The organism is Streptomyces sp. NPDC052064 (assembly GCF_055585925.1).
The window spans coordinates 119890-140089 of sequence record NZ_JBVJJE010000004.1 but is presented as its reverse complement, the minus strand read 5'-3'; the positions used below and the strand labels follow the sequence as shown (position 1 = coordinate 140089).

At 74.1% G+C, this 20200-nt stretch carries 18 protein-coding genes; 4 read left to right on the top strand and 14 right to left on the bottom strand.

Going from position 1 to position 20200, the window contains the following annotated elements; all coding sequences use genetic code 11:
* Positions 1–278 precede the first annotated feature (278 nt).
* The gene (locus ACZ6TU_RS11875) at positions 279–974 is read right to left on the bottom strand and encodes an ANTAR domain-containing response regulator (RefSeq protein WP_467668836.1); all 696 of its coding nucleotides are present in this window, start codon (positions 972–974) and stop codon (positions 279–281) included.
* A 187-nt stretch (positions 975–1161) separates the two neighbouring features.
* Between ACZ6TU_RS11875 and ACZ6TU_RS11870 the strand changes: the two genes are divergently transcribed.
* Complete coding sequence (locus tag ACZ6TU_RS11870) at positions 1162–1518, top strand: STAS domain-containing protein (RefSeq protein WP_467668839.1); 357 nt, start codon at positions 1162–1164, stop codon at positions 1516–1518.
* Entirely contained in the window at positions 1515–2468 is a 954-nt protein-coding gene (locus ACZ6TU_RS11865; protein ID WP_469547953.1) for an anti-sigma factor RsbA family regulatory protein, read from the top strand. The genes ACZ6TU_RS11870 and ACZ6TU_RS11865 overlap by 4 nt, the downstream gene beginning before the upstream one ends.
* A 30-nt stretch (positions 2469–2498) precedes the next feature.
* Here ACZ6TU_RS11865 and ACZ6TU_RS11860 read toward each other — a convergent pair whose 3' ends face one another.
* From ACZ6TU_RS11860 to ACZ6TU_RS11825, 8 genes are all read right to left on the bottom strand, one after another.
* Complete coding sequence (locus ACZ6TU_RS11860) at positions 2499–3536, bottom strand: rod shape-determining protein (protein WP_469547951.1); 1038 nt, start codon at positions 3534–3536, stop codon at positions 2499–2501.
* A gap of 221 nt (positions 3537–3757) precedes the next feature.
* Positions 3758–6997: an SAV_2336 N-terminal domain-related protein gene (locus ACZ6TU_RS11855; protein WP_467668845.1), complete on the bottom strand. Its 3240-nt coding sequence runs from the start codon at positions 6995–6997 to the stop codon at positions 3758–3760.
* Positions 6987–8006: an AAA family ATPase gene (locus ACZ6TU_RS11850; RefSeq protein WP_469547949.1), complete on the bottom strand. Its 1020-nt coding sequence runs from the start codon at positions 8004–8006 to the stop codon at positions 6987–6989. The genes ACZ6TU_RS11855 and ACZ6TU_RS11850 overlap by 11 nt, the downstream gene beginning before the upstream one ends.
* A 70-nt stretch (positions 8007–8076) precedes the next feature.
* The gene (locus ACZ6TU_RS11845) at positions 8077–9801 is read right to left on the bottom strand and encodes a VMAP-C domain-containing protein (RefSeq protein WP_469547947.1); all 1725 of its coding nucleotides are present in this window, start codon (positions 9799–9801) and stop codon (positions 8077–8079) included.
* Entirely contained in the window at positions 9798–10187 is a 390-nt protein-coding gene (locus ACZ6TU_RS11840) for a CU044_2847 family protein (protein WP_469548439.1), read from the bottom strand. The genes ACZ6TU_RS11845 and ACZ6TU_RS11840 overlap by 4 nt, the downstream gene beginning before the upstream one ends.
* 80 nt (positions 10188–10267) lie before the next feature.
* On the bottom strand, positions 10268–11608 hold the full coding sequence (locus tag ACZ6TU_RS11835) for a carboxyl transferase domain-containing protein (RefSeq protein ID WP_467668851.1): 1341 nt from the start codon (positions 11606–11608) through the stop codon (positions 10268–10270).
* Positions 11601–13046 carry an acyl-CoA synthetase gene (locus ACZ6TU_RS11830; RefSeq protein WP_467668853.1) on the bottom strand — a complete coding sequence of 482 codons (1446 nt, stop codon included), beginning with the start codon at positions 13044–13046 and terminating at the stop codon, positions 11601–11603. Before ACZ6TU_RS11830 ends, ACZ6TU_RS11835 begins: the two co-directional genes overlap by 8 nt.
* 47 nt (positions 13047–13093) lie before the next feature.
* Positions 13094–14542, bottom strand: coding sequence for an SLC13 family permease (locus ACZ6TU_RS11825; RefSeq protein ID WP_469547945.1), 1449 nt, complete (start codon positions 14540–14542; stop codon positions 13094–13096).
* 196 nt (positions 14543–14738) lie between these two features.
* On the opposite strand from ACZ6TU_RS11825, the gene ACZ6TU_RS11820 reads away from it, so the two are divergent.
* Positions 14739–15443, top strand: a complete 705-nt coding sequence (locus ACZ6TU_RS11820; protein WP_467668857.1) for a FadR/GntR family transcriptional regulator — start codon at positions 14739–14741, stop codon at positions 15441–15443.
* On the opposite strand, the gene ACZ6TU_RS11815 is transcribed toward ACZ6TU_RS11820, so the two are convergent.
* Positions 15440–16549: a MerR family transcriptional regulator gene (locus ACZ6TU_RS11815; RefSeq protein WP_469548437.1), complete on the bottom strand. Its 1110-nt coding sequence runs from the start codon at positions 16547–16549 to the stop codon at positions 15440–15442. The two genes, ACZ6TU_RS11820 and ACZ6TU_RS11815, sit on opposite strands and share 4 nt — an antisense overlap.
* Before the next feature lie 180 nt (positions 16550–16729).
* Between ACZ6TU_RS11815 and ACZ6TU_RS11810 the strand changes: the two genes are divergently transcribed.
* A complete protein-coding gene (locus ACZ6TU_RS11810; RefSeq protein WP_467668861.1) occupies positions 16730–17608 on the top strand; it encodes an ATP-grasp domain-containing protein in 879 nt (292 codons plus the stop codon).
* A 69-nt stretch (positions 17609–17677) separates the two neighbouring features.
* On the opposite strand, the gene ACZ6TU_RS11805 is transcribed toward ACZ6TU_RS11810, so the two are convergent.
* The 4 genes from ACZ6TU_RS11805 to ACZ6TU_RS11790 are packed head-to-tail and all read right to left on the bottom strand — an operon-like array spanning position 17678 to position 20199.
* On the bottom strand, positions 17678–18286 hold the full coding sequence (locus ACZ6TU_RS11805; RefSeq protein WP_469547942.1) for a hypothetical protein: 609 nt from the start codon (positions 18284–18286) through the stop codon (positions 17678–17680).
* Positions 18252–19079 (bottom strand): FkbM family methyltransferase, encoded by an 828-nt coding sequence (locus ACZ6TU_RS11800; protein WP_469547941.1) that lies wholly within the window; start codon positions 19077–19079, stop codon positions 18252–18254. The genes ACZ6TU_RS11805 and ACZ6TU_RS11800 overlap by 35 nt, the downstream gene beginning before the upstream one ends.
* Positions 19076–19297: a Trm112 family protein gene (locus ACZ6TU_RS11795; protein WP_469547939.1), complete on the bottom strand. Its 222-nt coding sequence runs from the start codon at positions 19295–19297 to the stop codon at positions 19076–19078. The genes ACZ6TU_RS11800 and ACZ6TU_RS11795 overlap by 4 nt, the downstream gene beginning before the upstream one ends.
* Positions 19294–20199, bottom strand: coding sequence for a hypothetical protein (locus ACZ6TU_RS11790; RefSeq protein ID WP_467669102.1), 906 nt, complete (start codon positions 20197–20199; stop codon positions 19294–19296). The genes ACZ6TU_RS11795 and ACZ6TU_RS11790 overlap by 4 nt, the downstream gene beginning before the upstream one ends.
* Position 20200: the final 1 nt, after the last annotated feature.

Below are 20200 nucleotides of genomic sequence, written 5' to 3'. Positions count from 1 at the left end.
TCAGCGACAGCGGAGGCCGTCATGCCGGCTGTGAGGTGATGGCCGATTGGTCCGGGGCGGCCCGGTAGGGGCCGTCGCGGCGCGGATCGACAGCCGGTCGGGGTGGGAGGACCCGTCGGTCGGCCCTGGCCGGTACCCGGTCGGTCCAGGGAGACAGGTGGTCGGCTGAGGGAGGCAGGTGGTCGGTCGGGAGGGGTCGGTGGGGCGGGTGCGCGTCGGCCGCCGGGGCCGCCAGGGGTGGGGCCCGGGCGGCCCGGGGGAAGTCCTCGGGCTCGGTCTCAGGCTCGGCGGCGGCGGGTGAGGGCTCGCTGCAAGGCCTCGCGGAGGGCGGGGGACGGGCGGGGGCCGTCGGACTTCGCGCCGGCCGTCACGGCGGCGGCCACGTCGCGGAGCTTGGTGTTGGAGAGCTGTGAGGTCTCGCGGAGGATGTGCCAGGCCTCGTCGGACGTGCAGCCGTGCGTGGCCATGAGGATGCCTCGGGCCTGGTCGATGACCGGGCGCGAGGCGATGGCCTGGCGCAGCTGCTCGACCTCCTCCTGGAGGACGTGCAGACGCTCCGTGCGTTCCAGTGCGACCGCGGACGGGGCCGGGGCCGACGGCTGGACAGGCTCCGGGTCGGGGTGGGGCGTGGCGCGCAGGGGGTCGGTCGGGTCCAGGCCCGCCAGTTCCAGGATCCGGCGCGGCTGGCCGTTCCAGTTCGTGGTCGTGACCGTCACGAATCGCTGCCGGGCGAAGTCGCTCAGCACCTCGAGGAACTGCAGGCCCGCCGTGTCCATGAAGTGCACGCCCTCCATGTCCAGGTCCACCCGCGTGATCGTGGGCGGCAGCTCGGCCAGGGTCCTGGCCAGTATGTCCGCGCAGCCGTGAACCAGCTCACCGCACGGGGTGAGCTCAGCCCGGTCCGCGCCCACGCGGCCACTGATGACCAGTGTGTCCAGCCCTCCTGTGCGATGTGGTGATGCCGCTGACGTCATGTCACCGCCTTCTCGGTCCTCGTCGGTCGTGTTCCTCCTTGCAGGAACCGCACGACGTCACTCGCCCCCGTCGACGTCGGTGTGAGGTGCGCCTGCCCCCCGTACGGCGTACTACACACAACTGCGGGGAATGAGCTTCTCCCGGACGGGTACGAGCGCTGTGGTCCACAAGTGTGGGGAGAGGGGCTTGAACACTCAGTATCGGGTGCCGGCGGCGGGGTCTCGTGGACCCGTGCCGGGCCTGGCGGTGTTCCCGTTGTCCGGACGGCAGGGTGTCCGGGCGGCGGGCGAGGTCGTCCTGACGACACGTGCGATCTGGGAAGGCGTACTGGAGCAGGCCGTTCGCGAGGATGAGGACGTGTACTACCTGGAGTTGTCCGACGTGACGTTCGTCGACGTCGCGGGAGCGGGTGCGCTGGCGGCCGCGGCCGGACAGCTCGGGGACGGCCGGCGGTTCGTCGTGCGGCGGCCGCCGCCGGCCCTGCGGCGGACGCTGGACCTGCTGTGGCCCGACCATGCCGGGATCGAGGTATCGGGGTCATGACCGCTGCCGTGGCCGACCCCTTCGGCCCCCTGGAGCCCTTCGTCCATCCCGCGCTCTTCTACCGCGACGAGGAGGAGTACCTCGACGTCACCGTGTCCTTCGTGCGCGAGGGCCTGGCGGCCGGCGACCCCGTGGCCGTCGCGGTGCCCGGCAAGAACCTCGCGCTGATCCGGGACGCCCTGGGCGAGGCCGCCGAGGCGGTGCGGCTCCTGGACATGCGCGAGGCCGGCCGCAACCCCGGGCGGATCATCCCCGGCGTGCTACGCGCGTTCGCCGACGCCCAGCCGCCCGGACGCCGGGTGCGGATCATCGGCGAGCCCATCTGGGCCGGGCGCTCCGACACCGAGTACCCCGCCTGCGTCCAGCACGAGGCGCTCATCAACGCCGCCTTCCAGGGCCGTACGGCGACCATCCTGTGTCCGTACGACGTCGGGCAGCTCCCCGAGCACGTCCTCGCCGACGCCTACGCCACCCACCCGACCGTCATCCCCTCCGGCTCCCGGCTGGAGCAGGGCAGCGACGCGTACGCCCCCGGGGAGGTCGTCACCCGCTACAACGAGGCGCTGCCGCCCGTGCCGGACGCGCTGACGTTCGCCTTCGACTCCGGCTCGCTCTCCCAGGCCCGGCACGTGGCCGTCGGGGAGGGCGCGCGGCTCGGACTCACCGGCGTCAAGCTGGACGACCTGGCCCTCGCCACGGCCGAGCTCACCACCAACAGCGTGGTGCACGGCGGCGGTTCCGGGGCGCTGCGGGTGTGGGCCGAGAACGAGTACGTGGTCTGCGAGGTGCGCGACGAAGGGCGGCTCACGGACCCGCTGGCCGGGCGTCGGCCCGTGCCCCGCGACCAGCGCGGCGGGCGCGGGCTGCTGCTGGTGAATCTCATCGCCGACCTGGTGCGGGTGCACAGGGGAGACGGCGGGACGGCCGTGCGCTGCTGGTTCGCCCGCTGAGACCCGCCGAGGGCCTCGCACTCCGGCGGCTCAGGAACCCAGCGGATCCAGCGCCAGCGGTTCGAGCCTGCCCTCCAGCATCGCGCCGAGGCCCTGCACGGCGCACACGTCCGGCCGCTCGGCGATGTGCACGGGCATACCCGTCGCCTGACGCAGCATCTGGTCCAGGCCCGGCAGCAGCGCACTGCCGCCGACCATCATGATCCCCCGGTCGACGAGGTCGGCGACCAGATCGGGCGGGCAGGCCCGCAGAACCTTGCCGATGCCGTCCAGGACGGCGGTGAGCGGCGCCTGGATGGCGTCCCGTACGGCGGCGGTGTCGACCTGGACGGAGCGGGCCAGGCCGGTGGCGACGTCCCGCCCGTGGATCTCCGTCGAGGCCGGGCCCTGCGAGGTGAGGCCGTTGCCGGACAACGCGAGCTGCAACGGCCGTACCGACTGGCTGGGCAGCATCAGCTCGTGCTCGTGCCGCAGGTGCTGCACGATCGCGTGGTCGACGGCCTCGCCGCCCACCGGGATGCGCTCGGCGGTGACGATCGAGCCGAGGGACAGCACCGCCACCTGCGTCGCCGCGGCACCGCACACCATGACCATCGTGGCCTCGGGCTGCTCCACGGGCAGTCCGCAGCCCACGGCGGCGGCGATCAGCGTGTCGACCAGCTCCACGCGGCGAACCCCGAGACCGACCAGCGTCTCGACGGCGGCGCGCTGGGCGAGCGGATCGGCGTCGTGCGGGGTGCAGGCCGCGGCGCGCAGGATCGGCTTGCGGCGCAGGCTGCGGCGCATCTTGTCGCCGAGCAGGTGCCGCAGCATGCGCTGCGCCATCTCGATGTCGACGACGGTGCCGCCGGAAACCGGCCGTACCACCCGGATGAAGTCCGGTGTGCGGCCCATCATCTTCTCCGCGAACTCGCCGACCGCGATCAGCGCGCCGGTGCGGGTGTTCACGGCGGCGACGGACGGCTGGTCGACGACGAGCCCGGCGCCCTTGACGTAGACGCGTGTGCGGGCCGCCCCCAGGTCGACGGCGAAGTGGCAGCGGCGCAACTGCTCCAGACTGGCGGTCATGGCAGGTCCTCCCGAGAGCACAGACCGTGGGAGGCCGCCAGGCGGCGGGCCTCGCAGACGTGGGGCCGCCAGGCGGCGGGCCTCCCTTCGCATCGTGCGCGGGAGGGGATGGGGGCGCCTTTCTGAGGGGGCCGGGCGGGGTGCCGCCGAACGGGGGACTCGACCTCGGCGCCTGGCACGCGCTCCCCCAAGTGAGGTCCCCCTGTTCGAGCTGAGGGGACCTAGAGGGAGCGCGCGGCCTCCAGGAGCGGTGCCAGGGAGGTGACGGTGGTTTCGCAGCCCGCCTCGTCGAGCTGCCTGGCGGCGGTGGTGTTGCGGGCGAGGCCGACGAAGCGCACTCCGGCCTGCTGGGCGGCGGTGAGTTCGGCGACCGTGGAGCCGATCAGTACGCCGGTCGCGGCGGCGCCGCCCAAGGAGTGCATCGCGCGCAGGAGGCAGTCGGGGTGCGGGGTCAGCAGGGTGAGGTCCTCGCCGCGGGCGTGGATGCCGGCCAGGGGGAGGCCGTAGGGCTCGACGTAGCGGTGTACGGCCGGTGCGCTGACGTCCGTGACCACGCTGACACGGCGGCCGGAGTCGTGCAGGGCCCGGACCAGCGGCACGGAGTTGTGGGTCGTCGGCGCGTCGGGGACCGCGCGCAGTTCGAGCGTGTCGAGACGTTCGCGGAGCAGGGGACCGAGCCGGTCCTGGGCGAAGGCCCGCAGGACGTCGAGCGGATGCACGAACGTCTCTCGCGCCGCGGCGACGGCCAGGGGCCGGCCCGTCAGGGCGTCCTGCGGGTCGCGATGCTCGGTGACGAGGGCGAGCAGGTCGAGCGCGGCCTCGCGGGCGGCGGTCGCCGAGAACAGGCGGGCCATGGGGCCGTCGAAGCCGAGCAGCACGGTCTCGGCCTCGCCGAAGAGCCCGGACAGCGGACGTGCCGACCGGGCCGGGACCTGCTGCGGCATGCCGGGCGGGGGCGCCCCCTCCCGGGCCAGCTGCACCGACGCCGCCACCGACAGCCCCGGCACCGGCCACCTGCGCAGCCCGGCGTTGACCGCGCGCTGGGCCGCGCCCGCCCGGCGCAGTGGATGGCGGCGGGTGATACGGGCCGCCTCCTCCAGCAGATGGCCGAGCAGCGGCTCGGACACCCGGGTGACCTCGGCGCGCACGAAGGCGACCGGGTCGTCCACCCGCCAGGACAGCTCGACCGCGGCGGTGAAGGCGCCCTTGCCGGAGCTCGGCAGGGAGACCCAGTGGTGGGACTGGTGGGTGGTGAGGTCCACCTCGTAGTACGTCTCGAGCCGCGGCGGCCGGTCGCCGTGCGGCTGGGCGGGGTTGAGGAGGGTGAGCGGGCCGTCGGGCTGGGTGTGGACGATGGCCGTGCGGCCCGGGGCCGGTATGCCGAGCCGGCGCAGGTCGTGCGTGATGAAGGGGCCCCGCACCAGGTCGCGGGCCTCGGGTTCGTCGGCGGCCGTGGCAGGGGACAGCGGGCAGTACCAGGCGACGGGCGGGGTGTCCGTGGCGCCGCCCCGGTAGAGGGGCTGGAAGCGCTGCGGCCCCTGCGCCGCCGAGCTGTCGGCGAACTGCTCGTAGACGTCCGGGGAGACGACCACCTGGATGTCGGCGGGCACGGGCGGTGCCTCCGGCGGCGGGGTGGGCCGGTCCCAGAACGTCACCGTCAGACGCGGCGGGTCCACCAGCCCGGTGAGCACCTCGGGCAGCCCGCGCAGGACCGCGACCAGCACGGGGAGCACATAGGTGCCGGGTTCGGTGTGGACGACGTAGCCGTTGCCGCGGACCCTCACGTCGAACTGGGAAGCGGTGAGGGCGCCGCGGGAGAGCATCTCGTGCACCGCGTATTCGAGGGTGATACGGGCCTCGGGGTGGCCGGTGAGTTCGTCGGCCTCGAAGAGGATCGTGGGGCGGGTGCGGTGGCCGAGCCGTCGTACCGTCTCCTCGCTCACCGTCGCGAACGCCCTGCCCGAGCCGCCACGTTCGTCCGTCGTCTCGGCGCGGAACTCGCCGGCCGCGAGTCCCGCCCGTTCGTCGATCAGCCCTCCGACCTGTTCGAGGAACTCGCGGGTGCGGCCCCGGGTCGTGCGGGGGAGGGAGCGCAGGAGCAGCTCTCGTACGCCGGGGCGGAACTCGTAGGAGCCGGGTGGGCCGGGGACGGAGGTGAGCATGCCGCTGAGGATCACCTCGGCCAGGTGCTGGGGGCGCGGGTCGCGGCCCACGGTGCGCTGGACGAGGCGCATCACCGGGACGGAGGGGACCGCCAGTGCGAGGTGCCCGGCGAGACGGAAGGCCTCCGGGGACGCGGTCGCGCGGAAGCGCAGGACCAGGTCCTCCGGGGAGGACGAGGCGATGTCGGGGGTCGGTTCGGCGGGCGGCGCGGGGGAGGGCGGCAGCCATGCCGCCGCGCCAGGGGTGCGGGCGCCGCCCGGGTCGGCGACCAGGGCCGCCCAGTGGGCGAGCCAGGGGGCGCCCGGTTCCAGGACCGGGATGGGGAGGGCCTGGCCGGGGGGTGGTGCGGCTTCGTAGGGGGTGAAGGCGAGGGTCGCCGAGGGGGCCGCCGTGGACGGGGAGGTCAGCAGGCCCGGTTCGGCGGGGAGTGCGGTGGTGGGCCAGAGGTGTTCCGGGAGGGGCTGGACCACGGCGAGGGGCATGTGGCGGGCCCAGCGGCGCAGGGTGCGGTACCAGCGGTCGCCCGCCTCGCCCGGACGCCACTGCGGGCCCATGCAGTCGCTGACGACCAGGGTGACGGTGCGGCCGTCGCCGAGGACGGGGACGTGACGGGCCCGGCCGTCCGGGGTCGCCGGGTGCAGGGTGACCGTACGGAAGATGCCCGACTGGGCGAGCGCGGTGTGCAGTTCGCTCACCAGGGGGCGCCAGACCGGCATGGTGGGGCCGGTGTCGTGCACGAGGTTCAGGCGCAGCCAGCGGTCGGGGGCCGGGCGCAGGACCGGGAACCACACGTCGGGGTGGGCGCCGAGCCGGGCGATGCGGTCGGCCGTCGCCCGCTCGTCCAGCACCCGGACGTGCGGGGAGGGCACCTTGCGCTTCAGCGGGCGCAGGGCGCGCTGGAGTGCGAGGGGGTGGGGCAGCATCGGGGGCGCGGGGGCGAGGAGGGGGGATCCGCCGCCGCCCGGGGAGTCGTGCCGGTGGTGCGGGGAGCGGGGGGCGGGCAGGGTCAGCGGGACGCGGTCGGGGGTGGGGCGGACCGGCTCCGTTTGTGGGGGGACGGGGGCGGGAGTGTCCGACTCCTTGGGGGCGCTTTCCTCGGGTGCGGGCACGGTGGACGACGGGGCGGTGCCGTCGCCGGGCTCTCCCGGAGGCTCCTCCTCCTGCCGGTCCGGGTCCAACTGGGCGGCCATCCACAGCAGTTCGGCCAGCTCCCGCGGTGTCGGCGACGCGCCGGCCGCGGACAGGGCCGCGGCCAGCCGGGCGACCGGGGACGGCCCGGTGCCGTGGTCAGAAGCCATCGCCGTCGGCCGTCGCGCTGAGGTACGGCATCAGCTGCTCGGCGAGGTCGTCGCGGGACTCGGCGTCGAGGCCCGCGACTCCCGTGAGGTAGAGGGCGTTCAGCAGCTGGTCGGTGGCGAGTTCGCCGCCGCCCGCCCGCTCCAGGAAGCGGGTGATCAGACGGTCCGCGTGACCGTCCGGGGTGTCCAGGTGGGCGCGGACGATGTCGGTGAGCTGGTCCCGGTCGGGGCGGCGCAGCTTCAGCCGGACGCAGCGGCGCAGGAAGGCGGGCGGGAACTCGCGTTCGCCGTTGCTGGTCAGCACGACGAACGGGAAGGCCCGGCAGCGGACCCGCCCGCGGTGGACGGTGGCCGGGGTGTCCGTGCCGTCCGTGAGGACCTCGACCGCGCCGTCGCCGGAGTGGCGGGCGGCACGGACCAGTTCCGGGATCTCGTACTGGCCCTCCTCCAGGACGTTCAGCAGGTCGTTCGGCAGGTCGAGGTCGCTCTTGTCTATCTCGTCGACGAGCAGGGCGCGGGGCCGCTCGTAGGGGAGCAGGGCCGTGCCGAGCGGGCCGAGGCGGAGGTGGTCCTCGACGTCACCGGCGGAACGGCCGGGCCGGTCCTGCCGCTCCCGGGCCGCGTACAGCCGGGACAGCGGGTCGTACTGGTAGAGGCCGTCGGCGAGGGTGCTGCGGCTGGTGATGTTCCAGCGCAGCACCGGGCCGAGGCGCAGCTCGCGCGCCACCGCATACGCGAGCGAGGACTTGCCGGTGCCGGGCGGGCCGGTGACGAGCAGGGGGCGGCGCAGGCAGAGCGCGGCGTTGACGAGCCGGACGCTCTCCGGGGTGGCCACGTACGACTTCGCCCGGTGTACGCGGTCGGGGGAGACGGCCGTCGCGTCGTCGCCGTCGTGCGGCGGCGGCAGGGCGGGCCCGCCGTCGAAGGCACGCCAGGGCGGTGGGGCGGGGAGGTGGTCGATGCCGTCGTGCGGCTCGTTCTCGCCGGTGTAGACGGACCAGTGCGGCATGGGGGATGGTCTCCGCTCTCCGTTTTCGAGCTGGTGTTTCTCAGGCGCGCCGGGCCGTGTCCGCGGTGGGTCAGGCCACCGGGGTCCGGGCGTGGGCCGCGGCGACGGCGTGCGGGTCGGTGAAGACGCGCGGGTCGTCCCACAGCAGCTGGATGCCGTGGGCCCAGTGGTCCTCCTCGGCGTCGGCCTCCTCGCGCAGGGCCAGGACCTGGCGGGGCAGTTCGGCGGGCGGTACGGCCGACAGGCAGGCGTCGAGCGCGTCGAGGAAGGCCTTGCCGGTGCAGCCGTCCGTGCCGGAGCAGTCCTCCTGCCCCGAGCCGCAGCCGTCGCGCGACCACACGATCACCGGGGCCGGCGCGGTGAGCGAGGTGTCGAAGTGCGGCCGCGTGCGGGAGGCGGCCGGGGCGGTGCCGAACCCGGCGAGGCAGGCGTCGGGCCGCCGCAGGCGCATCCGCAGCCGCCCGGGCTCCTCCGGGCCGCCGCACTCCACGCGGTGCATCCGCGCGCCCGGCAAGGAGTCCAGGCGCTTCCAGGCCCGGGTCAGGACATGCCGGGTGCTGGCCTTGCGCCGGGCGTGGTCGGTGACGACCAGCGGGTAGACGCAGCCGAGCGGGGTGGCGTCGTCGGGGGCGCTCTCCCAGCGGTCGACGGGCCAGTCCAGCCAGTCCCGGGGCAGCGCGAAGGCGACCAACTCGTCGGCGCCGGGCGTCAGATACCGGAAGGCCGCCTCGATACGGTCCTGGACGTACGCGCGCAGCCGGTGCTGCTCGACCGTGCCGGAGTCCACCGGGTGCCGCCGCCCCTCGCTGTACGCGGACACCTCGACGCGGACCAGGCCGTCGCCCGCGCCGCTGTGCCCGAGTTCGACGAGGATGGGTGACCAGTCGGGCGCCGACGGCTCCACGGCCGGGGTGTGCAGCAGGGCCTGAAGCCGGTCGGCGAACCGGGACACCGTCCGCGCGGCGCCCGGGCCGTCCAGTTCGCACAGTACGAACAGGGCCGCCGACCACAGCGAGTCGAACCCCTCCTCGGGCGGTGGCGGGTCGAACGGGTCGGCCGCCGCGGTGTAGAGCCGTACCGGGTCGCAGTCCACGCCGGCGCGGGCCGCCTTCTCGACCAGGGCACGCAGCCGGGCCCGGTCGGCGCTGGTGTGGTCCGAGGTGGGGACCAGGCTCTGGAGCCCGGGCCAGTAGCGGGCCATGACCTGGGTGGGCATCATCCGGCCGTTGCGCACCTCCCGGGTGCCGGCCGCGGCCGTGGCCATGCCGACGACCTCGCCGGTGTCGGCCAGGGTGACGGCGGCCCCGCTGAAACCGGGGGCCAGGGGCTGGCCGCCCGGGTGCCAGGCCTCCAGCTGGATCCACTCCCGTTTGATCAACTGGGGTGCGGTGACGCGATATTCGGCGAGGGTGCCCTCGTCGAAGCCGGCCGGGAAGCCGTAGACGACGAGCTTGCGTGGTGCCGTGCCGTGCGCGGCGTCGACCGGGGCCAGCGCGGCCGGGGCGATGGGCACCTCCTGGTCGAGTTCCAGCACGGCGAGGTCGCCCAGGTCGGTGCTGGAGCCGTTCCAGCCGCCGTGGGCGACCACCCGGGCCGGCACGGGCGGGGAGCCGGGACGCTCGGTGAAGGTCACGGTCAGTCCCTCGCCGTCACCCACGACGTGGGCGCACGTCAGCACCGTGCCGGGCGCGACCAGGAAACCCGCTCCGGCCACCCGGCCCCGCAACTCGATCCGGGCGTGCCACTCGGCGCTGTTCAGGGCGCTCACCAGTGCGCTGTCCACGGCGCTGTTCATGACGCGGCGCCGGCCTCCGGGGCGGACGGGGCCTCCGGGGCGGACGGGGCCCCCGGTGTGGACGGTGGCTGTGCGGACGGCGACCAGGACAGCTTGACCACCAGATGGCCCTCGGCGGTGCCCTTGGCGATGAACGCGCCCGTCTCCGCGGACAGTTTCACCCCGAACTCGATCTCCACGCCGTCGGGCTTCAGCGAACCGTCCCGGAACACCCGCAACGCGGACTCCGCCGCCGAGCGCACCCCGTCCAGGGCGCCCTCGAACGTGCGGGTCGCCTGGACCGTACCGTCGCCGCGGGAGACCAGGCGGGAGCCGGACCGCTCCTCCACCGCCTCGACCGCGACCACGGCACCGTCACCGGTCCTGAATTCGACCAACCCGTCCACGGCACCCCCGTCGTCCCACCGCACTGAGCATTTCCATTGTTACGGAAGGTACTTGATGTTGAGTGGGGCATCCACCGAACTCACGGTCCCACGGTCCCCCGGATCACTCCCAGCTCCACCAGATCCTGCGGCCGGATGCGGAGCCGGTCCGCCGTCGCCTCCGCCTCGCGCGGCGGCCGCTTGAGGATGGCAGCCGCGAGCTCCGGCGCGATCACCGAGAAGTAACTGTCCGGGGTGGCCCAGGTGTTGCCGGGCGCGGCCAGCGCCAGCGCGCCGCCGGAGCCGCCCTCGCCGATCACCAGCGTGGTCACCGGGGTGCGGGCGCCCGCCACCGCACCGAACAGGTCGGCGATCGCGGCGCCCGCGCCCTGCCGCTCCGCCTCCGCGTCGTTGGCGGCGCCCGGGGTGTCGACGAGGGTCAGCACCGGGATGTCCAGCCGGTCCGCGAGGCGGATCAGACGGGCGGCGGTGCGGTAGCCGGCGGGGCGCGTCGCGGTTCCGGTCTGCGCGGCGTACGCGACCGTACGGCCCTCGTGCGTGCCGAAGCCGCACAGCATGCCGTCCGGGTCCGTGCCGCCGCAGCGATCGCCGCTGATCGCGGCCCGGTGGGTGAAGTAGGCGTCCAAGTAGGCGGCGGCGCGCGGGCGCCGGGGCGAGCGGGCACGCCGGACGGCGTCCCAGCCGGTGGCGGGCAGGCCCGCGTCGTCGCCGAGCGGTTCGGGCGGCGGGGCCGGCGTGCGGGACGGGCACGTCAGCAGCCGCAGCCACCGGCCCAGCGTCTCCCGCAGTTCCTCCGGCCGTACGACCGCGTCCGCCGCCCCGGCCTCGACCTGCGCCTCGGCCGTGTACGCCGCCGGGTCCGCGTCCGCCGGCCGCACCCGGGAGCCGGCGAAGCCGACCTGGGCCCCGGGCAGCGCGAGGACCACGTCGGCGCCCGCGCCCAGGGTGGCCCAGCCGCCCCCGGTGGTCGGATCGCGCACCACGGCGACCTGCGCGAGTCCCGCCTCCCTGGTGAGTGCCGACTCGCGGGCCACGCGCTGTAGTTGGCTCAGGGCGAGCATGCCCTCCTGCATCCGGCTGCCGCCGGTGGCGACCAGCGGCACGACCGGCAGGCGGTGCTCACGGGCGTAGGCGTACGCCGCCTCCAGCCGGTCGCCGGTGCGCTCGCCGAGCGAGCCGCCGAGGAAGCCGAACTCGAACGCGATCAGCACGGCCCGGGTGCCGCCGACACGGGCGGTGCCGCAGACCACGGACTCCTGCTCGCCGGTGCGTTCGGCGGCACGGGCGCGCAAGGCGTCGTAGCCGGGCCAGGCGAGCGGGCCGTCCGGCTTGGACTCCCTTATGGTGCTGGGCAGTTCGGCGAAGGTGGAGTCGTCGGCGATGGCGTCGACGACCGCGCGGGCGGAGAGGCGCTCAGTCATGGGGCAGCGCCCGCTTCATGATCTTCCCCATGTCGTTGCGGGGCAGGGCGTCGAGGTGGTGGACGACCCGCGGGCGCTTGTGCGGGGCGAGACGCTGGGCCACGTGATCCGCCAACTCGTCGAGCGACGGCGGGGACCGGTGCTCCGCCGGGACGATCCACGCCACGATCCGCTCGCCCAGATCGGCGTCCGGCTCCCCGGTGACGGCGGCCTCCCGCACTCCCGGGTGTTCCAGGAGCGCGTTCTCGATCTCACCCGCCCCGATCTTGTAACCGCCGCTCTTGATCAGGTCGGTGGCCTTGCGGCCGACGATCCGGACATAGCCGTCGGGGTCGCGCACCGCCATGTCGCCGGTGCGGAACCAGCCGTCGGCGGTGAAGGCGGCGGCGGTGGCGTCGGGCCGGTTCAGATACTCGGTGAACAGGTTCGGGCCGCGCACCTGGATCTCGCCGACGGTCTCACCGTCGTACGCGGTGACCTCCGAGCCGTCCTCCTCGACCAGCCGCAGCTCCACGCCCGGCAGCGGCACACCGACCGTGCCCGGGCGGGCCTCGCCGTCGGCACGGACGCTGGTGTTCATCAGCGTCTCCGTCATGCCGTACCGCTCGATCACCCGCCGCCCGGTCGCCGTCGCGATCCGCCCGTGGTCGTGCACGGGCAGCGCGGCGGAACCGGACACCAGCAGCCGCGCCCCGGTCAGCGCCTTCACCAGCTCCGGGTCGCCGGTCACCGCCTCCGCGATCCGGTGGTACATCGTCGGCACGCCGAACAGCATGGTCGCCCCGGTGTTCAGCTCCCGGGCGACGCCCTGCGTGCTGAAGCGGCCCAGGTGCCGCACCGAGCCGCCGCGCCGCAGCGGGCCGAGGGTGCCCAGGACCAGGCCGTGCACATGGAACAGCGGCAGTCCGTGGACGAGTACGTCGTCGCCGGTCCACCGCCACGCGTCGGCCAGCGCGTCCAGGGTCGAGGCGATCGCCCGGCGCGGGATGACGGCACCCTTGGGCGGACCGGTGGTGCCGGAGGTGTAGACGATCAGCGCCGGGGCGGACTCGTCGGCGTGCTCCTCGGGGACCGGCCCGGTGCCGCGCACGTCGACGTCGAGGCGGGGCAGGTCCCGTACGGGGGCGGGGAGTTGGTCGTCCGGCGCCGTGAGCACCAGGTCGGGCGCGCTGTCGGACAGGATGTGCCCGAGCTCCTTCTCGCCCGACTTCGGGTTGAGCGGCACGGCGGGCACGCCGGCCAGCAGCGCGGCGACGACGGCGACGGCGGTCTCCATCGTGGGCGTCGCCCAGACGGCGACCCGGCGGGCCTCCTGGATGCGTCCGGCCGTCGCACCGGCCGCGGCGGCGAGCTGCGCGTAGGTCAGGGAGCGCTCGCCGAAGCGGAGGGCGGGGAGGTCGGCCGGGGTTTCGGTCAGGGCCGGGAAGAGGGGGGTCACGCGTCACATCTCCTTAGCTGTTTTCTGTCGGACCGGTCAGCGGCCGGCTATCCCCAGCCGGGGACGACCATCACCAGCCAGGCCGCAGCCGGTACAACCGCCACCACGATCCCTCCGTACACCATCAACTGCCGGAAGAAACGCTCGCGGTCGACGTCCGGGGCGGCGGCGAGGACCAGCGCGCCGTTCGTGGAGAACGGGCTCACGTCCACGACCGTCGCCGACACGGCCAGTGCGGCGACCATGCCGATCGCGCCGATCTCGCCCCGTTCCAGGAACGGCACGGCCAGGGGGATCAGGGCGCCCATGATTCCCACGGACGAGGCGAACGCGGAGACGAGTGCGCCGATGTAGCAGAGCAGGACTGCTGCCAGCAGAGGGACGCCGATGTTTCCCACGCCCTCGCCTGCCCAGGTGATGGTGCCCATCTCGTCGAGGACGCCTACGTAGGTGAGGACGCCGCAGATGAGGAGGACTGTCGGCCAGGCGATCTCGCCTACGGCCTTGCGGCTGTCGTCGGGCCACAGCGTGCTGAGGATGACGGCGAGGGTGATGGCGGTCAGGCCGGCGTCGAGGTCGAGGACGAGGACGGCGACCACCAGGGCGAGGAGGGAGGTGAGGGTGGCTATGCGGGCCGGGGTGAGGGTGGTCGTTTCCGGGCTCAGCGTGCCGACTGCCGAGGTGGGGTCGGTCCGCAGCCCGGCGGAGCCGGGTGCCTCCCCCAAGCTCTTCGAGCAGGGGGTACCCCCAGCGCCCACCTTCCCCCAAACTCTCGACTTCGCTCGAGCAGGGGGGACCCCCATCGCCCCAGCGGCACGACTGCCCGCAGCGGGGTCGGGGCGGCCGCCGCCGTCCGCCGCGCCGTCGTCCCGTTCGTCCACCGCCCCTTGGGCCCACAGCTTCAAGCCGCCGCAGACGACGAACACCACCCCCGCGATCACCAGGTTCGCCGCGAGGGACGACAGGAACAGCACCACCTCGTTGCCCGGGAGGTTCTCGCGTTCCACGATGCCGTTGACGATCGAGCCGTAGATGCTGATCGGGGAGAAGCCGCCGGCCTGGGCGCCGTGTACCACCATCGCGCCCATCAGCAGGGGGCTGATCCCGTACCGGGCGGCGAAGCTCAGCGCGATCGGCGCGACGATCGCCACCGCGGCCGGGCTGACCGCGCCGATCGCCGTGAGGGCGCCGGTCAGCGCGAACATCACCCAGGGGATGAGCGCCACCCGCCCCCGCACGAGCCGGACGGCGGCGTGCACCAGCCAGTCGGTGGTGCCGTTGGCGCGGGCGATCGCGAAGAGGTACGTGACGCCGACCAGGACGACGAACAGGTCGCCGGGAAAGCCGGCGAAGATGCCGTCCGCGTCGAGACCGGCGACGAGCCCGCCGACCCCGAAGGCGGCGGCGAAGGCGAGCGCGCCCATGTTGACGGAACGGGTGGTGGCGATGACGAACACCACGACGAGGACGAGGATCGAGATGAGTTCGGGGGACATACGGGCTCCCGTCGTTGGGCCCCGGAGCGGCTGGGAGCACCCAGGAGAGTGGCCGAGTGGCTGAGCCACTTGAGGTGCGTTGGCTGAACAGCGTGGGTCCGGCCCTGCCGCCCGTCAAGGGGTCGCGCGAGAATTGGTTCAGCCACTCCGCCACTGAGAGGCGCCGGTGTTACGCTCCCGGCGAGAGGGGGACCCCGTGACCGACGCCCTGCGCCCCATGACGAAACAGCGCCTCTACGAACAGGTGCTGGAGCGGCTGCGCCAGTACGTCGCCGAGGGCGGCCTGCGGGCCGGCGACCGGCTGCCGCCCGAGCGCGATCTGGCCCAGCGGCTCGGGGTGAGCCGCGCCTCGGTGAAGCAGGCGATCGTGGTGCTGGAGGTCCAGGGCCTGGTGGAGGCCCGGCACGGCGGTGGCACGTACCTCGTGCGGGACAGCCTCGACACCGAACCGGTCGAGCGGATGGTGGAGCGCCGCCGGCGCCTGCCCGACGTACTGGAGGCCCGGGAGGCGCTGGAGACGAAGCTCGCCGAACTGGCCGCGGAGCGGCGCTCGGAGGAGGACCTGGCCGCGATGCGTTCGGCGCTCGCGCACATGGCGGAGGAGATCGCGGCGGGCGGTCACGGCGTCGAGGGCGACCGGCTGTTCCACGCGGCCGTGACGGCGGCGGCCCACAGCGGTCTGCTCGCGGAGTTCATGCGCTCCATCGCCGAGCAGATCGCCGAGAGCCGCACCGAGTCCCTCCGCCAGCCCGGCCGCCCGTCCCGCTCCCTCTCCCAGCACCAGGCCATCCTCGACGCGATCGCCGCACAGCAGCCCCGCCAGGCGGCCACGGCCATGCGGCGCCATGTCCGCACGGTGGCGAAGGTGCGGTTGCTGGACTGGGAGCCGGAGGAGTCCTAGGCGCTGTCGTCCGCGCGCTCTCCCCTCTGCACCACGTCCGCCACCACACAGCTGATGTTGTCCGGACCGCCGGCCTCGTTCGCCGCCGTGACCAGGGCCCGGACCGTCTCGTCGGGGGCGGTGGGCGGGGCGAGGAGCTCCCGGATCCGGTCCTCGGGGACCACGCTCGACAGGCCGTCGGAGCACAGCAGGTAGCGGTCGCCCGGGTGGGCGTCGTGCAGGCGGAGGTCCGGGATCGCGGGCGTGCCGTCGCCTGTCAGGGCCTTGAGGAGGAAGGCCCGCTGGGGGTGGGAGACGGCCTCCTCGGGCGTCAGGCGACCCTCGTCGATCATCGACTGGACGACCGTGTGGTCGTGGGTGATGAGGAAGAGTTCGCCGTCGCGCAGCAGGTAGGCGCGGCAGTCGCCGATGTGCACCAGGGCCAGCCGCGAGCCCGTCCACAGCAGGGCGGTCAGGGTCGTTCCGATGTCGTCGGCGCCGTCGGCGCCGTCGGCCACGTCCTGGACGGCCTGGGCCGCGCCCCGTACGGCGTCCTCCAGGAGGTTGAGGACCCCGCCGGCCGGGAGCTCGTCCGTGTCCAGGAAGCGCAGTGCCTCCACGGCGGCGCTGCTCGCCGGTGCGCCCGCCGGTCCGAAGCCGTCGGCGACGGCGAGCAGCCGGGTGCCCGCGTACGCCGTGTCCTGGTTGGCGGGGCGGACGCGACCGGTGTCCGAGTGGGCTGAGTAACGCAGTTCCAGCATGGCGGTGTCCTTTCCGGACTCTCGCGAGTCCGCTGTCAGGTGATCGACCAGGAACGCGGCGAGGTCCCGCCGTACCGCCGTCTCCGCCTCGACACGCGCCCAGTAGGCGCGGATCTCCCGGGCGGCGGCCGTGGAGTCGCGGTCGTAGAGCCGGCACACCTGGCGGATCTCGGCCAGCGGCATGCCCAGCCGCCGCAGCCACGCCACCAGCCGGGCCTGCTCCAACTGCCCGACCGCGTAGTACCGGTATCCGGTGTCCGGGTCCACCCGGGCGGGCCGCAGCAGGTCCAGCTCGTCGTACAGGCGCAGTGCCTTCGGCGAGAGCCGGCACGCCTTCGCGAACGCGCCGATCGTGAGCATGTCCATGCGATTGCCGTGCGATATGTCCATGCGATCCCCTGCGCTCCGCGCGTTCCTCGCGCTCCCTCGTTCCGCCACCGATGCTGGGGCTTCACCAAAGGTGAAGGTCAAACAGGGTGTCGCGGTTCCGGGCGGGATTGTTAGCCTGCGGCCGGAATCGATCGTTCGTCCGAGGATGGAGTCGCCGTGGCCGGCACCCCGCGCATAGCGCTCGTCACCTACGACCCGGGTGACGCGGAGAGCAAGGACCGGGACCTGCCGGTGCTGGCGGACGCGCTCCGGGAGGCCGGGGCCGAGGCCGCCGCCGTCCACTGGGACGACCCGTCGGTCGACTGGGCCGGCTTCGACCTGGCCCTCATACGCTCCACCTGGGACTACAGCTGGCGGGCCGAGGAGTTCGCGGCGTGGGCCGAGCGGTGCGGGAAGGTGACGCGGCTGGCCAACCCGGTGGACATCGTGCGGTGGAACGCCGACAAGAGGTATCTGGGCCGGCTCGCGGAGGCCGGGGTGCCCGCCGTGCCGACCCGCTACTTCGCGCCCGGCGAGCCCGTCGAACTGCCCGCCGACCGCGAGTACGTCGTGAAGCCCACGTCAGGGGGAGGGGCCCGGTACGCGGCCCGCTACCCGGCCGGGGAACGCGACTGCGCCCTGCGCCAGGCTGAGCGGATGCACGCCGAGGGGTTCACCGTGATGGTGCAGCCGTATCTCACCGGCATCGACACGCACGGCGAGCGGGCCCTCCAGTTCATCGGCGGACGCCTGCTGCACGCCAGCCGCAAGGGCGCGGTCCTCGCGCCCGGCACACCGTACGACGCCGAGAAGGTCGCCCACCCCGAGCTGCGGCCCTGGGAGCCGACCGCCGCCGAACTCGACGTGGCCGAGCGGGCACTGGCCGCCGTACCCGGGCAGCCGGAGCTGCTGTACGCGCGCGTGGACCTCGTCACCGGGCCGGACGGGGAGCCGTGCGTGATGGAACTGGAGCTGATCGAGCCGAACCTGTTCCTGTGGCTGCACCCGGAGTCCGTGCCGCGGGTGGTCGAGGCGGTCCTGGCCGCCGCCGGCTGACCATGCCGGGCGCCGCCGGCGCAGGGGCGACGCCCAGTTCCTCCCGGCCCTCGACCGGGTCGGACCGCCTCAGCCCTGACGGCCGGTGACGGACACCCGCTGCAACAGCCCCCAGGTGAACTCCGCGACGACCTCCCACCACGCCCCCCGCGCGTCCGGCGCGGTGAACGCCAGCCCCCAGCGGGTCGGGGCCGTGCCTTCCAGGGGACGGGCCGGGGCGAAGGCGCGGGCCGCCTCGTCGACCGTGCAGGACCAGGGAGTGAGGTCGTCGAGCGTGCGCAGGCCGGGCCCCTCGGCGCCCGGGGCGCGGACCAGCCACTCGTTCCACACGGCGCCGTTCGGGGCGGTCAGCACCTCGAAGCGCAGGTCGGGCCAGAGGGGAACGGGCCAGAGCCAGGCCTCGCAGTCGAGGTCGCCGATCCGGCGGGGCGTACGGGACTCGGGGTCGCCGAGGATCGAGCGGTAGCGGGAGAGGGACGCCCGGGATCGCGGGGAGCGAACCATCGCCTGCCAGCGCTTGTTGGCCTCGCGCATGTCCGCGAGGGACACCCCCAGCTCGTGACGGGCGTCCTCCACCGGGCCGGGGTTGTGGTCGGCCATGCGGCGCAGCAGTACCAGCTGGAAGTCGAGCGGTGTGAAGGGGCTAGCGGGGCGCTTTCCGGAGGGCATGGTAACCATCGTCGCCCACCGGCGCGGTGCCCGGGCGGCGGCCGTCCGGCAGGAAGAGCACCGAGTTGACGTAGCGCGGGCCCCGCAGGACGTCGTACGGCAGGACGCGGCGGAGCAGGCCGTGCGAGACCACGTAGGAGGCGTCCGCCTGGTGGTCCTCCAGCGGGAACTTCGCCAGCGGCACCCAGGTGTCGCCGGGCAGGACCCAGCCGTCGTAGCCCAGCAGGGACAGGTAGGTCACCACCGGGGCGATCGGCTGGATACGGGACTCCAGCTCCACGAACAGGGCAGGGCGGTCGCGGGCCAGCAGGCCCGTCGCGCCCCGCAGGACCGCCGGCTCGTTGCCGTCCACGTCGATCTTGATGAAGCCGACGTTCCGCAGGCCCAGCTCGTCCAGCGTGACGCAGGGGACGTCCAGCGCCCGGCCGTGGATGTCGCGCCGCACCAGCGACGACACGCCCCGGTCGCCCGAGTCGTCCGACGGCAGCCACAGGCGGGCGATGCCCGGGTGGTCCGAGGCGGCGGCGCGGATCACCCGTACGTTCGGCGGGACGGCGGCGGCCAGCAGGCGGGCCAGATGGGGCACCGGTTCGATCGTCACGACGTGCTCGGCGCGGCTGGACAGCCGGTGCGTCCAGGGCCCGTACCAGCCGCCGACGTCCACCGCCGTGCCGCAGTCCGACGGGCACAGGTCGGCGAGCCGGGCCAGCTCCGGTTCGAACCGGGGGTAGAGCGCCCGGGCCGTCGCGGCCACCAGGCGGGTGGGCAGGAAGGGAGCGAGGCGGGCGGCCAGGCTGGTCATGGGGTCATCCTCTGGAGAAGTTCCTCGTGCTCGTCGTCCGAGACCTGCTCACCCGAGGCCGGCAGCAGCTGCGGAATGCCGTCGACGATCGGATAGCGGCGGCGCAGCCGCGGGTTGTACAGCGCCTCCTCCTGCTCGGCCGCTTCGGCCAGCAGATGCAGAGGGCCCTTGTCGAGCGGGCACGCCAGAATCTTCAGCAGCGGGTCGTCGGGCTTCATGGTGATGCCAACTCCTTGGCTGGTGCGGGAGGTTGGGGAGCGGGGTCGTGTTTCGGCATGGTCAGCAGCACGGCCACAGCCAGGGCCGTGCCCGCCACCCGCAGCGTGAGCCGCAGCGGGTCGTCCGGCAGGGCCTCGCCGAACGACAGCGTGCCGAGCACCGCCGTGAACAGGGACGTCACGGTCGTGCACACCGGCACGATCAGCGAGGCCCGGCAGCGCTGGAGCGCGGCCTGCGACATCACCAGGCCGAACACACCGGTGAACAGCAGCAGATACGGATAGGGGGAGCTCAGCAGGTCCAGGACCGCGCCGCCGATCCCGCTGGTCGTCAGATGGCTGGACACGCCCTTGATGGCCAGCGAACTGACGCCGTACAGCAGGCCCACCGCCACGCCGTACTCGACGCCGGTCGTCGGCCGCCGGTGCCGGTTGCGGGCCCGCCGCTCGGCGGAGCCGTACAGCCACAACCCGGCCGCCAGCGACGGCACGCACACCAGCAGGATCAGCTGGTACGGCGCGTCCTGGCTGACGGTGTCCGAGCCCTCGCGCAGCGACAGCACCACCATCAGCAGCGCGAGCAGGATCGCACCCAGCGCGTACCGCTCCCGGCCGCTCGTCTCCTCGCCGAGCAGCCGGGCCGACAGCAGCACGAGCAGCACCAGGCCGGAGACGAAGATGCCCTGCGCGGCGGCGATCGGGAGGGTGCGGTAGACGACGAGCTGGGCGCCGAAACCGGCGGCGAGGGCGAGGGAGCCACCGATCCACAGGGGGCTGCCGAGGACGAGGCGCAGCAGACGGGCCGGCTGCCGGATGCTCACCTCGGGCAGCGAGGTGAGCGCCCGTTTCTCCAGCACGAAGCCCAGGCTGTACAGGGTGTTCGCCAGCAGGGCCGCGGCCACT

Bases quoted from the DNA above. Each gene is read 5' to 3' on its own strand.
- ACZ6TU_RS11875 (WP_467668836.1), bottom strand. From the start codon at position 974: ATGACGTCAGCGGCATCACCACATCGCACAGGAGGGCTGGACACACTG.
- ACZ6TU_RS11865 (WP_469547953.1), top strand. From the start codon at position 1,515: ATGACCGCTGCCGTGGCCGACCCCTTCGGCCCCCTGGAGCCCTTCGTC.
- ACZ6TU_RS11860 (WP_469547951.1), bottom strand. From the start codon at position 3,536: ATGACCGCCAGTCTGGAGCAGTTGCGCCGCTGCCACTTCGCCGTCGAC.
- ACZ6TU_RS11855 (WP_467668845.1), bottom strand. From the start codon at position 6,997: ATGGCTTCTGACCACGGCACCGGGCCGTCCCCGGTCGCCCGGCTGGCC.
- ACZ6TU_RS11850 (WP_469547949.1), bottom strand. From the start codon at position 8,006: ATGCCGCACTGGTCCGTCTACACCGGCGAGAACGAGCCGCACGACGGC.
- ACZ6TU_RS11845 (WP_469547947.1), bottom strand. From the start codon at position 9,801: ATGAACAGCGCCGTGGACAGCGCACTGGTGAGCGCCCTGAACAGCGCC.
- ACZ6TU_RS11835 (WP_467668851.1), bottom strand. From the start codon at position 11,608: ATGACTGAGCGCCTCTCCGCCCGCGCGGTCGTCGACGCCATCGCCGAC.
- ACZ6TU_RS11825 (WP_469547945.1), bottom strand. From the start codon at position 14,542: ATGTCCCCCGAACTCATCTCGATCCTCGTCCTCGTCGTGGTGTTCGTC.
- ACZ6TU_RS11815 (WP_469548437.1), bottom strand. From the start codon at position 16,549: ATGGACATGCTCACGATCGGCGCGTTCGCGAAGGCGTGCCGGCTCTCG.
- ACZ6TU_RS11805 (WP_469547942.1), bottom strand. From the start codon at position 18,286: ATGGTTACCATGCCCTCCGGAAAGCGCCCCGCTAGCCCCTTCACACCG.
- ACZ6TU_RS11800 (WP_469547941.1), bottom strand. From the start codon at position 19,079: ATGACCAGCCTGGCCGCCCGCCTCGCTCCCTTCCTGCCCACCCGCCTG.
- ACZ6TU_RS11795 (WP_469547939.1), bottom strand. From the start codon at position 19,297: ATGAAGCCCGACGACCCGCTGCTGAAGATTCTGGCGTGCCCGCTCGAC.